This is a genomic window from Bacillus sp. S10(2024) (assembly GCF_050473865.1).
Classification (GTDB): Bacteria; Bacillota; Bacilli; order Bacillales; family Bacillaceae_G; genus Bacillus_A.
The window spans coordinates 4,073,958-4,086,372 of the sequence record NZ_JBFLUR010000002.1; the positions used below are offsets into that span (position 1 = coordinate 4,073,958).

The following is a 12,415-nucleotide window of genomic DNA, read 5'->3' on the forward strand; positions in this document are numbered from 1 at the left end:
TCTTTCTATACAGATACTTTTTTATTGTATTCAAAAAAGCGAAATTTGCCCAGCGTATTTTTTATGTTGAAAAAGGAAAAACCACCAAACGTCTCTTAGGAGAGATATTGGGTGGCTGTGTTTTTATCCTTTAAGGACTTTAATTCCTTTTACTATATTCCAAATAAAGTAGTATAGGCTAATTAGGCCGCAAATGCATACGGTAATCAATGCGCCAATACCAAGTGTTGCACCTGGCTGATTAAAACCAAAACTCATAATGCCTAATACTGCAAGTCCTATAATGGTAGAAATGCCCGGAATAAGATGTGTCCATAGAGCACGTTTAGCATGACTTCTTGTTTCATAATCGCCTACAATCCAAACAATTACCGGGAACAGGATAGGTGCAAAGAGAACACTAAAGTATGAAAGAGCAGCTAATATTTTATTTCCATTCATATATATCACCTCATAAAGTTGTTTTCGCTTGTTGTTTATACGTTTATTATGCAGGAGAACTTGTAGGCTTGCTATCGCCGAATCTTACAGAAACATAACAGTTTTGTAAGATTCGGCGATATGGAATGTAAGGCTTTTATAACGATATAACAAGGAACGAATAAACATGAAAAAAGACACAGCGGCAGCTGTGTCTTTTTGGTGTATTAAGCAAGTGCAATGTAAATATCAACTTGAGCATCATTTGGATCGAAAGCTCGTTCATCATACAGTTCGAAGTCCGTTGTGAACGCACGTTTATTTTCTTTTGACCAGGTCCAAATCTCTTGCCATGCTTCAGCGATGATTTCAGATAGTGGCCCTCTACGGGTTGTAAATACAGCGTATGTAGCAGCTGGAATCGTGAATGATGTCATGTTTTCTGGTGTATCAATGATAGTGGAAACAGGAACACCAATTGTAAACGTATAGCGACCTGTTTCATCGGATTCATAGTTGGAATATAGTGCAAGCGTTTCTGTTTGTGTAGCCTTGTTTGGAATTTTGTTGGTGATTTGTTTTTGGAAGTATTGATTCCATAGGTGAGGGATTTTTCCGTCGCTGGACATTTCCAGTTCGTTGTTTGTAGTAATAGAAATCCCGATGGCTTGAAAAGCTTCTTTTTTTATAATCGTAGGTTGCATTATTGTATCATCCTCTCTCTTTTTTTGCGAGAACAAGTGTTCTTATTGATTGTACCATAATTATACAGTCGGAGGATAGGGGATTGTCTATCGAACATCGTCGAAGAGTCTTTAAATTGTGTCGAATCGCCGATATATTGCTGGAGACGTAAAAAAGAGGATGATTCGCAAGAACACATAAGTGCCTTTGGAATCATCCTCTTTCTATTAAAACATGCTAGAACTATGCATTGGTTGCAGCTTCGCATTTGGATCGAAGTACGCTTTTGCGTTGTTTACTGCTGTTGGTGCTTCGCCAAATCCGCATGCAATTAGTTTTACTTTACCTTCATATGTGCAAATATCACCAGCTGCGTAAATGCCAGGGATATTTGTTTCCATTTTGGAGTTTACAACGATACTGTTCTTTTGGATATCTAATCCCCAGTCTTTAATTGGACCAAGAGAAGAGACGAATCCATAGTTGACGATGACATCATCAACATCAATGACAACTTTCTCTTCTGTTTTGACATGTTGAAGGACAACTTGTTTAATTTTTTCATCACCGATCAGTTCAACGGGAACGTATGGTGTTTTCACTTGTGCGCGCGAGTTCAGTAGCGTTTCAACGCTATGCTCATGTGCGCGGAATTTATCACGGCGGTGAACGATTGTAACTTCTTCTGCGATTGGCTCTAACATCATTGTCCAGTCTACTGCAGAATCTCCGCCGCCAAAGACAACAACGCGTTTGCCCGCAAATTTATTCATATCATCAACGAAATAGTGTAAGTTTGTTTTTTCGAATTTTTCTGTGCCTTCTAATTCTAAACGACGTGGCTGGAATGCGCCGTTTCCTGCTGTAATGATAACGGATTTAGAATAGTGTGTTTCTTTATTTGTTACAAGTTTGAACACGTCATCTTCTTGTTTTTCTATCGCTTGTACAGCTTCTTCTAAGCAAATGGTTGGTTCGAACTTGCTCATTTGTTCTTTTAGATTGTTAATGAGTTCTTGTGCACGAATTTTCGGAAAACCTGCGATATCATATATGTACTTTTCAGGATATAATGCGGATAATTGACCTCCGAGTTGTGGCAAGCTTTCGATAATTTTTACGCTTGCTTGTCTCATACCGCCATAAAAAGCTGTGAATAATCCAGTTGGACCTCCACCAATAATAGTGATGTCGTATACCTTTTGATTTTCTGTCACTGTTTACTCCCCCTATAATTAGGAAATTTTTCGTGCTTCTTCTATATACACTCGTATGTATGTTATACGAAACTTCCATGAGCGGAGTGCAAGCGCACTCAAGACAAATGATATCATATTTTATAAAAAAATACCGTAGAAACGACTGAATTGTGTATGCACTTCATATAGATTTATTATATAGAAGAAACTAGCCGATAAGTAAAGGATGTAATGTTTGGTAATTATGTGTATTTTTTCGTAATTTAAATATATATAAGGCATAACAGAAAGTGAAAAAAATCGCTAAAAAGCTATATACGCTTAGCGATTCAGGAAATGTCGAAAAGCTTAAAACGACTACGTTATTTTAAAATATTGATAATTTTACAAGTGCTTGAAAAGTAAAGAGAAAACGACTAATATAGGAAAGTAAAAATATTAATTTTTTGTGACAAATTTCGTAACATTTTTCAAACTTGTTATTGGTTTTGTTAAGAATGTGAAAAACTGTACATTCTTAACGTTTAATTTGTTTTAGCACTATTTTTATTATTTTTAACTATCTATATAAAGAAGAGGAGTGTGATTAGCTTGAAGAAGCCAAAAATCGTAGTTTTAGGCGCAGGTTATGGTGGAATGATTACTACTGTTCGTCTGCAAAAAACATTATCTGTAAGTGAAGCTGAAATCACATTGGTAAATAATAACAGCTACCATTATCAAGCAACTTGGTTACATGAAAGTGCAGCTGGTACGTTGCATCACGATAAAGTTCGTTTAGACATTAAAGATGTAATCGACACAAACAAAGTAAACTTCGTACAAGACACAGTTGTAGAAATTAAAGCAGCTGAAAAGCGCGTTATCTTAAAAAATAGTGAGTTAGAGTATGATTACTTAGTAATCGGTCTTGGTTTCGAGTCTGAAACGTTTGGAATTAAAGGATTAAAAGAGCATGCATTCTCTATCGCTAACATTAATGCAACTCGTCAAATTCGTGATCATATGGAGTACATGTTCTCTCTATATGCTTCAGAAAAACGCGATGAGTTAGTTACAATCGTTGTCGGCGGTGCTGGATTTACAGGTATCGAGTATGTAGGTGAGCTTGCAAACCGTATTCCTGAGCTTTGCAAAGAGTATGATGTTCCTCGCGAAAAAGCACGTATCATTTGTGTTGAAGCTGCTCCAACAGCACTTCCTGGTTTCGACCCAGAGCTAGTTGAGTATGCTGTAAAACAATTAGAGAAAAAAGGTGTAGAATTCCGCATTGGTACGGCGATTAAAGAAGCAAATGAAGAAGGTATTATTGTTGCAAACGGCGACGATGTAGAATTATTGAAATCTGCAACTGTAGTTTGGGCTGCAGGTGTACGCGGTAATGGTATTGTAGAAGAGTCTGGTTTTGAAGCAATGCGCGGCCGTGTAAAAGTGGACGAGTACATGCACGCTCCAGGTCATGACGAAGTATTCATGGTTGGTGATGCAGCGTTAATTATTAACGAAGAAATTAACCGTCCATACCCACCAACAGCACAAATCGCAATTCAACAAGGTTACAACATTGCACATAACTTAGCTGTTCTTGTTCGTGGTAAAGGCGAAATGCAGAAGTTTGTATTCGATAATAAAGGTTCTGTATGTTCATTAGGCCATGACGATGCAATGGGCGTTGTAATGGGCAAAAAATTAACTGGTTGGAAAGCTTCATTCATGAAGAAAGTAATCGACAATCGTTACTTATTCATGCTTGGCGGACCTTTACTAGTTCTTAAAAAAGGTAAATTAAAACTATTTTAATTTGTAATTTAAAACAGAAATGGCTGTCATAGCTATTTCTGTTTTTTTATTTTACTGAATATTCAGGTGTTTGTAAGAGGGGCACGTTCACCTTTTGAAACCTTTGTAGTATAATGAGGGAAAAGAATGAATATTCTGTTCTTTAGATCGGAAGGGGTTTCTAGTAATGAGTAAACGTGGAAAGGTGTGGTTAGCGGTAAGTGGTCTTGTCGTAACGTTAGATGGAAGGTGGCTTGTCGTTAAGAAAAAATATGGCGGATTAAAAGGAAAATGGTCATTGCCTGCTGGTTTTGTCAATGAAGGCGAAACGATTGATCAAGCCGTGCAACGTGAAGTGTTAGAAGAGACAGGAATTGTTACGAGTGTGAAAGGAATCGTAAGTGTGCGGTCAGGTGTAATACAGGATGAAATTAGTGATAATATGATTATTTTTCTTTTACATCCAAAAGGAGAAGACATTGTCGTTCAAGAGCGAGAATTATCTGAAGGAGCATTTTTATTTCCGGAGGATATCGTACATGATGAAGATGCTTCGGTGTTAATAAAGTATTTATTAGAAGCGATGCCAACTCCGCTTTTACAAATGGATGGGACGTTGAATCCAGGAGAGCAGTTTGGTTATACAGTATATAACGTTTTTGTTGGAGATACAGAAAATAAATAAGAAGGGATGGAAATAATGAGCATACCTATTTTGTTAATTTCTATGATGTTATTCTTAGTTTTATTTTTTGGAATTGGTTTTTTATTAAATATGATTTTACGGGCAACATGGGTGATGCTTGTTGTATATCCACTTATTTGTGTATTTATTATTGATAAAGTTGATTTCTTAGATTATTTTGTAAAGCCGAAAGAAGCATTTTCTTCATTAGGAACAAGTTTTCTTCATCTTGGACAGGCTGACATTATCATTTTATCAACGGGTTTAGTTGGTGCTGCTTTATCTGGTATTGTAATCAAATCATTACGGCAACGTGGATATCAAATGTTTTGAAGCTCCTTTCTGAGGAGCTTTTTTTCATGAATAATTTCTTCATCGATTGGGGCACAATAACGATGAAGGAGTGTGGAAAACGAAAATGATAAAACGATATAGCATTCGCATGATAATGGTTTGCTTATTTGTAGCTGCATTGTGTGTAACTTGGCAAGCTATGTCAGGAATCTCTCTTTCTGAAATGCTTCATATGTATAAGAAGAATGGAGCGAAAGTAGTACACGCAGCTGAACAAAATGAGCAGGCGATTCCAAGTGCCGAAGTTATTCGTGCTTTAGAGAATGCAAAAGATTGGTCAAAGTATCGCCAAATGGAAGTTACTGCAACAGGATATACAGCTGGTATGGAGTCAACAGGGAAAACAAAAGGACATCCTGAATACGGGATTACATATTCCGGGGTGAAAGTAAAGCGGGATATATATTCAACAATCGCAGCTGACCTTCGCATATTTCCGATTGGAACAATTCTATTCGTTCCTGGATATGGCTACGGTGTTGTGGCAGATAAAGGCGGTGCAATTCAAGGAAATCGCCTTGATTTATATTATGAAACTGTGCGAGATGTATATAATCAATGGGGAAAGAAAAAAGTGAATGTTTACGTTGTGAAAGTAGGAAATGGCAAACTTACAGAACAAGATTTAGCGCTTTTAAATGAAGACGAAACAATGCAAGTGTTTCGCACACAATATTTAAAACAACAATAGTCTAGACGCATGTAGCGCTAGACTTTTTTCATTTGTTATCATAAAGTGAAACTTTAATCAGTGAGGGTATCTCCCACTGATTATTAACCCTCACCAATCGGGCTTTTATGGGCAGTTTATGTCCTACCTAACTTCTTTGATTTTGCCAAAATTTGAGGTGGGAGTATTACTGCCTACGAATAGCAGGATAAAGTGAAATGGAGAAGAAAAAACGCAGTAAAGGGAGAGAAGTGATGCAAGATTATCCTTTAGCGTATTATGAGTTTTTTATAAAGTATAATGAAGGAGATTATTATACGTGCCATGACTTATTAGAAGAGATGTGGCTTGAGGACCGAGGGAATTTGTTTTTAAAAGGTTTATTACAAATGACAGTCGCACAGTATCATTACAGCTACGGGAATATAAAGGGAGCGCGAATGATGATGGAAGTAGCTGAAACGTATTTAACTCCCTATTGTAAGGTTTATTGGAACTTGAATGTTGAAAAAGTCGTACAATTTATTCAAACGTGTCGGAAAATGTTACCGGAAGAGGTCAATCAAATTCCATATGAGCAAATTCAGGATTTGCCGAATTTCCCACCATTTATTTTATACATGGAAGAAGTTTGAATTATCGCATTTTCCTGAAAACAAGAGTATAATAGGGATAGAAAAATCAGGGGGTGCTGTCATGTTTCAAGTACAAAAAGAATTAGCAAGTCATGAAGCAGTAGTTGTTGCTTTATTTGAAGATGAAGTAATGAGTAGTTTTGTAAAAGAATTAAACGAATCATTTGATGGACACTTACAAGTGCTACTAGATGAAAAAGAAATTTCTTCAAAGAAAAAAGCCATTTCAAAAGTACATAGTTTAGGAAAAACAAATGTAAAACGTTATTACTTTGTCGGCCTTGGCAAAAGAGAAAGATATACGACGGAAACATTGCGCGGTGCACTTGGAAAGCTAGCGAAAACATTGCAAAGTGCAAAAGTGAAAGATGTTGCATTTATGTTGGATTCATTTGTTACAGAAAAACTGGATGTTATTGATGTAGCGCACATTGCTGCAGAAACATATTCCCTTGGTACATATGAGCTAGTAACATATAAAACGGATAAAAAAGAAGCGCATCAATTAGAAAGCTTTGTTGTTATTACGAAGGAAGATTCGCAAGAAATTGAAGCGGCATTAACAGTTGGTTATGTGCATGGACGTGCTACAAACTCTGCGCGGACGCTTGTGAATATGCCGCCAAACATGCTAACGGCAACGGCTTTAGCAGATTATGCTGTTGAACTAGCCGAAAAGTATGATATGGATTATAAAGTTCTTGAGAAAGAAGAAATGGAAGAGCTTGGAATGGGCGCCCTACTTGCGGTAAACCAAGGTTCTACAGAGCCGCCAAAAATGATTGCTCTTTTATATAAAGGGAAAGAAGAGTGGACAGATGTCATCGGCTTAGTTGGGAAAGGGATTACATATGATACAGGTGGTTATTCTCTAAAACCGCGCGAAAGCATGGTTGGTATGAAAGGTGATATGGGCGGTGCGGCAGCTGTCCTTGGTGCTATGGAAATTATCGGTGAACTTCGCCCAGAGCAAAATGTAGTGGCTGTTATCCCATCGACAGATAATATGGTGAGCGGAACTGCATTTAAACCAGATGATGTGATTACATCGATGAGTGGCAAAACGATTGAAGTATTAAATACAGACGCAGAAGGCCGCTTAGCGTTAGCTGACGGTATTACGTATGCGAAGAAGCTAGGGGCAAATTACCTTGTTGATGTTGCGACGTTAACAGGTGGTGTTATTGTTGCTCTTGGAAATCATACAACAGGTGCTATGACAAATAACGAAGCATTTTATGAGCAAGTGTTAGAAGCAGCGATGGAAACAGATGAGACAATTTGGCAATTGCCAATTTTCGAACGTGATAAAGAGCGTGTTCGAAATAGTAAGTTAGCAGATTTAAATAACTCACCAGGACGTGAGGGCCATGCGATTATGGCAGGTGTATTCATTGGAGAATTTGCAGAAGAAACACCTTGGGTGCATTTAGACATCGCGGGAACATCTGATACAAGTAGCGCACATGACTTAGGGCCAAGCGGTGGAACAGGAGCAATGGTGCGTACATTAGCAACACTTGTTGAAATGTTTGGAAATGAAGAGTAAGTTAGGAAAGGATTGGCGTTTGCCAATCCTTTTTTTCGTGATAAATAGAGAATTAAATGTTGTAAAAAAATAAAAAATATTGAGGGAAGCATAATTTTTTTCATATAATGGGACTATGCTGATTGAGAGGAGAAAACAACATGGAATGGAAAAAAGAGTATGAACGCTGGATTTCCTTTGCAGATTTAGATGCAGAGCTAAAGCAGCAATTAGAAGAAATGCAAAATAATGAAAAGAAAATTGAAGATAGCTTTTATAAAAATTTAGAATTTGGTACAGGTGGTATGCGCGGAGAACTAGGCGCTGGTACAAATCGTTTAAATGTGTATACTGTTCGTAAAGCAACAGAAGGTTTAGCTCGTTTCATTGAAAAGCAAGGCGAAGAAGCAAAAGCACGCGGTGTTGTTGTTGCGTATGATTCTCGTCATAAATCTCCAGAGTTTGCGATGGAAGTAGCGGCAACATTAGGTGCTCACGGCATTAAAACATATGTATTTGAAAGTCTGCGCCCAACGCCAGAATTGTCATTTGCAGTGCGCTATTTACATACGTACAGTGGTATCGTTCTTACAGCGAGCCATAACCCGCCTGAATATAATGGCTATAAAGTGTATGGAGATGATGGGGGACAATTGCCTCCAAAAGAAGCGGATGAGTTGATTCATTATGTAAATGATGTAAGCGATGAATTGACAGTAGAGGTTGCTGATGTAGAGCAACTAAAACAAAACGGTCTCCTGCAGATTATCGGTCAAGAAGTTGACGATGCATATTTAGAACAATTAAAAACAGTAATTCTTGATAAAGAGCTTGTGAAGGAAATTGGACAAGATTTAAAAATTGTCTTCTCACCTTTGCATGGAACATCTAATATTCCAGCGCGCCGCGGATTAGAAGCAGTTGGATTTAAAAATGTAACCGTTGTAAAAGAGCAAGAACAGCCAGATCCAGACTTTTCAACAGTAAAATCACCAAATCCAGAAGAGCATGCTGCGTTTGAATTGGCAATTCAGTACGGTGAAGAAATTGATGCAGATGTATTAATTGCAACAGATCCAGATGCCGATCGTCTTGGTGTGGCAGTTCGTAATCATGATGGTGAGTATCAAGTGTTAACAGGAAACCAAACAGGTGCTTTAATGCTAGAATACTTATTATCACAAAAGAAAGAACAAGGTATTTTACCAGCAAACGGTGTTGTATTAAAAACAATCGTTACATCCGAGTTAGGACGTACAATTGCAAAATCTTATGGACTTGATACAATCGATACGTTAACTGGCTTTAAATTTATCGGTGAAAAAATTAAGCAATATGAAGCGAGCGGAGAATATGAGTTCCAGTTCGGCTATGAAGAAAGCTACGGCTATTTAATTCGTCCGTTCTGCCGTGATAAAGATGCGGTACAATCTGTATTATTTGCATGTGAAGTTGCCGCATATTATAAAGCACAAGGTAAAACATTATATGATGGTTTACTTGAAGTGTTTGAAAAGTACGGATACTTCCGTGAAGGACTTGTTTCCTTAACGTTAAAAGGAAAAGATGGAGCAGAACAAATTCAAAATATGATGACATCGTTCCGTGAAAATAGACCGACAGAAGTTGCGAGCTTAGAGGTAACGATTGCTGAAGATTATAAAGCGAGCGTTAGAACAAAAGTAGAAGAAAATGCGACAGAAGAAATCAAATTACCAAAATCAAATGTATTAAAGTATTATTTGGCAGATGGATCTTGGTTCTGCTTACGCCCATCCGGAACAGAGCCGAAAATCAAGTTTTACTTCGGTGTACAAGGAGATTCCTTACAACATAGTGAAGAGAAGCTTGAGGAGATTAAAAAAGCTATTATGAATCGAGTACAATAAAGTGAAACTTCCATTAGTGGGGGTCTTACTGCCCGTTAATGCGGGATAAAAAAAGGGAGGAATCCCTTTTTTTTATTGCATAAAGAATTAATAAATAAGTAAAAGGTACATGTATTGGGAATTCTTCGTCGTAGGGAAATAATGGTAAAATAACTACGCGTAACAAACTGTTTCATGGGGAGTGGCTTCTCAAAATAAAGGATTTCTTTCGCAGAACCAGTTGAAATATCGTTCGTTTATTATGTTATCAATCTATGACAAGTTAGAGGAAACCTTGACTAATGAAGAGACAATCATGTAAAATTTGTAGGGAATGTCACTTTGTCATAAAAAACAAGGGAAGATTATAAAGCAAAAAGGGTGTAAGATTCCTAGAGAGATACTATACAAGAGTTAATATGACGACGTACTTCATATTTATGTTCTCTATATTAAGTGTGCTTTGTACAATAAATTTATCCTGTGTAGGATAAATTAACTGATAGGAAATAAAAAAATGTTCGCCATGTAAAACCATAAAGAAAGAGGTTGTAAACATGAAAAAAGTAAGAAAAGCTATTATTCCTGCTGCTGGTCTTGGAACACGTTTTTTACCAGCAACGAAAGCAATGCCAAAGGAAATGTTACCGATTGTTGATAAACCAACAATTCAATATATCGTTGAAGAAGCAGTTGCTGCAGGTATTGAAGATATTATTATCGTTACAGGCAAAACAAAACGTGCAATTGAAGATCATTTTGATAATGCTTTTGAATTAGAGCAAAATTTATTAGAAAAGAAAAAGTATGAGCTACTTGAAAAGGTACAAGCTTCTTCTAAAATGGTTGATATTCACTATATCCGTCAAAAAGAACCAAAAGGTTTAGGCCATGCAGTATGGTGTGCGCGTAAATTCATTGGTGATGAGCCGTTTGCTGTATTACTTGGAGACGATATTGTGCAAGCAGAAACACCTTGCTTAAAACAATTGATCGATGAGTATGAAAAAACATTATCATCTGTAATTGGTGTGCAAACAGTTCCAGAAGATGAAACACATCGCTACGGTATTATTGATCCATTAGAAAAAGATGGCCGTCGTTATCAAGTAAAACAATTTGTTGAAAAACCAGCACAAGGTACAGCACCTTCAAATTTAGCGATTATGGGTCGTTATGTCTTAACACCTGAAATCTTCCGTTTCTTAGAAGAGCAACATATCGGTGCTGGCGGTGAGATTCAATTAACGGATGCAATTCAAAATCTAAACGAAATTCAACGCGTATTCGCTTACGATTTTGAAGGAACACGTTATGATGTTGGTGAGAAGCTTGGCTTTATTCAAACAACAATTGAAATGGCACTGCAACATGACGAATTAAAAGAAGATTTACTACAAATTATGCAAAAACTAGTGCAAGAACGAGCAGTTAAAAATTAATTATTGATAGATGTGTAAGATTAGACATAGTGAATTGGAGAATGAGGTATTCTAAGGGAAACATCCAATTTACTATGTCTAATCTGTGCTTATAAATTGTTCTTTACTGAGAAAATTTGAAAAAGAAAGGGGTACCTTCTTTGAAGACCATTACAATTTTAGTACCGGCATACAATGAAGAAGAAGTGTTAGATCAACTGTATAGTCGGTTAACGGGCGTAATTGAGTCGGTGCCAAACTACAACTTCGAGATTTTATTTGTGAATGATGGAAGTAAAGATAATACATTAAATATGATCAAAGAATTTCGAGTGCGCGATAAACGCATTTCCTATGTAGACTTATCTCGTAACTTTGGAAAAGAGACGGCGATGATCGCAGGACTTGATCATGCGACGGGAGATGCAGTTATCATTATTGATGCTGATTTACAAGATCCGCCAGAATTAATCCCAGAAATGATTCAATATTGGGAGCAGGGTTATGATGATATTTATGCAAAAAGACGTTCTCGTGCAGGAGAATCTTGGGCGAAAAAATGGACAGCTGGAAAATTCTATAGCCTATTAAAGAAAACAACAAGAATCCCAATTCAAGAAAATACAGGAGATTTCCGTTTACTGGATAGACGTTGCGTGGAAGCATTAAAGAAAATTCGTGAAACACAGCGTTATACAAAAGGAATGTTCAGTTGGATTGGATACAATAAGAAAGAAATTTTATTCGACCGTGATCCACGCGCAGCTGGTGAAACGAAATGGAACTACTTTAAGCTAATCGATTTAGCAATTGAAGGAATTACATCCTTTACAACGGCTCCATTACGTCTTGCATCTTTCTTCGGATTTACTGTATCATTTGGTGCGTTTTGTTATATGCTTTGGATTATTATTAAAACGATGATGTATGGTGAATCTGTAACTGGATATCCATCGATGATGACAGCGATTTTATTCCTTGGTGGAGTACAGTTGATTTCCATTGGAATTATCGGTGAATATTTAGGCCGTATCTTTAACGAAACGAAAAATCGTCCACTATACTTTGTAGATGAGTATAACGATGATAAAGTAACAAATTTGGATGAAAAGCCAACAGCAAAGTTATATCGCGTAGAAGATCATAAAGTAAAATCAAATCGTTAGGAGATT

12 protein-coding genes are annotated in these 12,415 nt (G+C 37.0%); 9 read left to right on the forward strand and 3 right to left on the reverse strand.

Annotation, left to right across the window (positions count from 1 at the left end; all coding sequences use genetic code 11):
* Window positions 1-123: 123 nt before the first annotated feature.
* The 3 genes from AB1280_RS20655 to AB1280_RS20665 all read right to left on the reverse strand — a co-directional run bounded on the left by AB1280_RS20655 (window position 124) and on the right by AB1280_RS20665 (window position 2,321).
* Window positions 124-441: a DUF4870 domain-containing protein gene (locus AB1280_RS20655; protein WP_272189233.1), complete on the reverse strand. Its 318-nt coding sequence runs from the start codon at window positions 439-441 to the stop codon at window positions 124-126.
* A 206-nt stretch (window positions 442-647) separates the two neighbouring features.
* Window positions 648-1,124 carry a GyrI-like domain-containing protein gene (locus AB1280_RS20660; RefSeq protein ID WP_429756841.1) on the reverse strand — a complete coding sequence of 159 codons (477 nt, stop codon included), beginning with the start codon at window positions 1,122-1,124 and terminating at the stop codon, window positions 648-650.
* 207 nt (window positions 1,125-1,331) lie between these two features.
* Entirely contained in the window at window positions 1,332-2,321 is a 990-nt protein-coding gene (locus AB1280_RS20665) for an NAD(P)/FAD-dependent oxidoreductase (protein WP_429756842.1), read from the reverse strand.
* Window positions 2,322-2,894: 573 nt separating this feature from the next.
* Here AB1280_RS20665 and AB1280_RS20670 point away from each other — a divergent pair.
* The 9 genes from AB1280_RS20670 to AB1280_RS20710 all read left to right on the forward strand — a co-directional run bounded on the left by AB1280_RS20670 (window position 2,895) and on the right by AB1280_RS20710 (window position 12,409).
* The gene (locus AB1280_RS20670) at window positions 2,895-4,103 is read left to right on the forward strand and encodes an NAD(P)/FAD-dependent oxidoreductase (protein WP_429756843.1); all 1,209 of its coding nucleotides are present in this window, start codon (window positions 2,895-2,897) and stop codon (window positions 4,101-4,103) included.
* Between the two features lie 166 nt (window positions 4,104-4,269).
* Complete coding sequence (locus AB1280_RS20675; protein WP_429756844.1) at window positions 4,270-4,767, forward strand: NUDIX domain-containing protein; 498 nt, start codon at window positions 4,270-4,272, stop codon at window positions 4,765-4,767.
* A gap of 15 nt (window positions 4,768-4,782) precedes the next feature.
* Entirely contained in the window at window positions 4,783-5,100 is a 318-nt protein-coding gene (locus AB1280_RS20680; RefSeq protein ID WP_272191431.1) for a YuiB family protein, read from the forward strand.
* A gap of 85 nt (window positions 5,101-5,185) precedes the next feature.
* A complete protein-coding gene (locus AB1280_RS20685; protein WP_429756845.1) occupies window positions 5,186-5,812 on the forward strand; it encodes a 3D domain-containing protein in 627 nt (208 codons plus the stop codon).
* Between the two features lie 233 nt (window positions 5,813-6,045).
* Entirely contained in the window at window positions 6,046-6,426 is a 381-nt protein-coding gene (locus AB1280_RS20690; protein ID WP_429757381.1) for a DUF309 domain-containing protein, read from the forward strand.
* Window positions 6,427-6,487: 61 nt separating this feature from the next.
* Complete coding sequence (locus AB1280_RS20695) at window positions 6,488-7,975, forward strand: leucyl aminopeptidase (protein WP_429756846.1); 1,488 nt, start codon at window positions 6,488-6,490, stop codon at window positions 7,973-7,975.
* A 140-nt stretch (window positions 7,976-8,115) separates the two neighbouring features.
* Window positions 8,116-9,843, forward strand: coding sequence for a phospho-sugar mutase (locus AB1280_RS20700; protein WP_429756847.1), 1,728 nt, complete (start codon window positions 8,116-8,118; stop codon window positions 9,841-9,843).
* A gap of 536 nt (window positions 9,844-10,379) precedes the next feature.
* Window positions 10,380-11,264 carry a UTP--glucose-1-phosphate uridylyltransferase GalU gene (gene galU, locus AB1280_RS20705; protein WP_272191428.1) on the forward strand — a complete coding sequence of 295 codons (885 nt, stop codon included), beginning with the start codon at window positions 10,380-10,382 and terminating at the stop codon, window positions 11,262-11,264.
* 140 nt (window positions 11,265-11,404) lie between these two features.
* Entirely contained in the window at window positions 11,405-12,409 is a 1,005-nt protein-coding gene (locus tag AB1280_RS20710; RefSeq protein WP_272191427.1) for a glycosyltransferase family 2 protein, read from the forward strand.
* The last annotated feature ends 6 nt before the right edge of the window (window positions 12,410-12,415 follow it).

What these genes read in the sequence shown, in the direction of transcription:
- AB1280_RS20655 (WP_272189233.1), bottom strand. Translation starts at nt 441, where the DNA reads ATGAATGGAAATAAAATATTAGCTGCTCTTTCATACTTTAGTGTTCTC.
- AB1280_RS20695 (WP_429756846.1), top strand. Translation starts at nt 6,488, where the DNA reads ATGTTTCAAGTACAAAAAGAATTAGCAAGTCATGAAGCAGTAGTTGTT.
- galU (WP_272191428.1), top strand. Translation starts at nt 10,380, where the DNA reads ATGAAAAAAGTAAGAAAAGCTATTATTCCTGCTGCTGGTCTTGGAACA.
- AB1280_RS20690 (WP_429757381.1), top strand. Translation starts at nt 6,046, where the DNA reads ATGCAAGATTATCCTTTAGCGTATTATGAGTTTTTTATAAAGTATAAT.
- AB1280_RS20700 (WP_429756847.1), top strand. Translation starts at nt 8,116, where the DNA reads ATGGAATGGAAAAAAGAGTATGAACGCTGGATTTCCTTTGCAGATTTA.
- AB1280_RS20660 (WP_429756841.1), bottom strand. Translation starts at nt 1,124, where the DNA reads ATGCAACCTACGATTATAAAAAAAGAAGCTTTTCAAGCCATCGGGATT.
- AB1280_RS20680 (WP_272191431.1), top strand. Translation starts at nt 4,783, where the DNA reads ATGAGCATACCTATTTTGTTAATTTCTATGATGTTATTCTTAGTTTTA.
- AB1280_RS20675 (WP_429756844.1), top strand. Translation starts at nt 4,270, where the DNA reads ATGAGTAAACGTGGAAAGGTGTGGTTAGCGGTAAGTGGTCTTGTCGTA.
- AB1280_RS20685 (WP_429756845.1), top strand. Translation starts at nt 5,186, where the DNA reads ATGATAAAACGATATAGCATTCGCATGATAATGGTTTGCTTATTTGTA.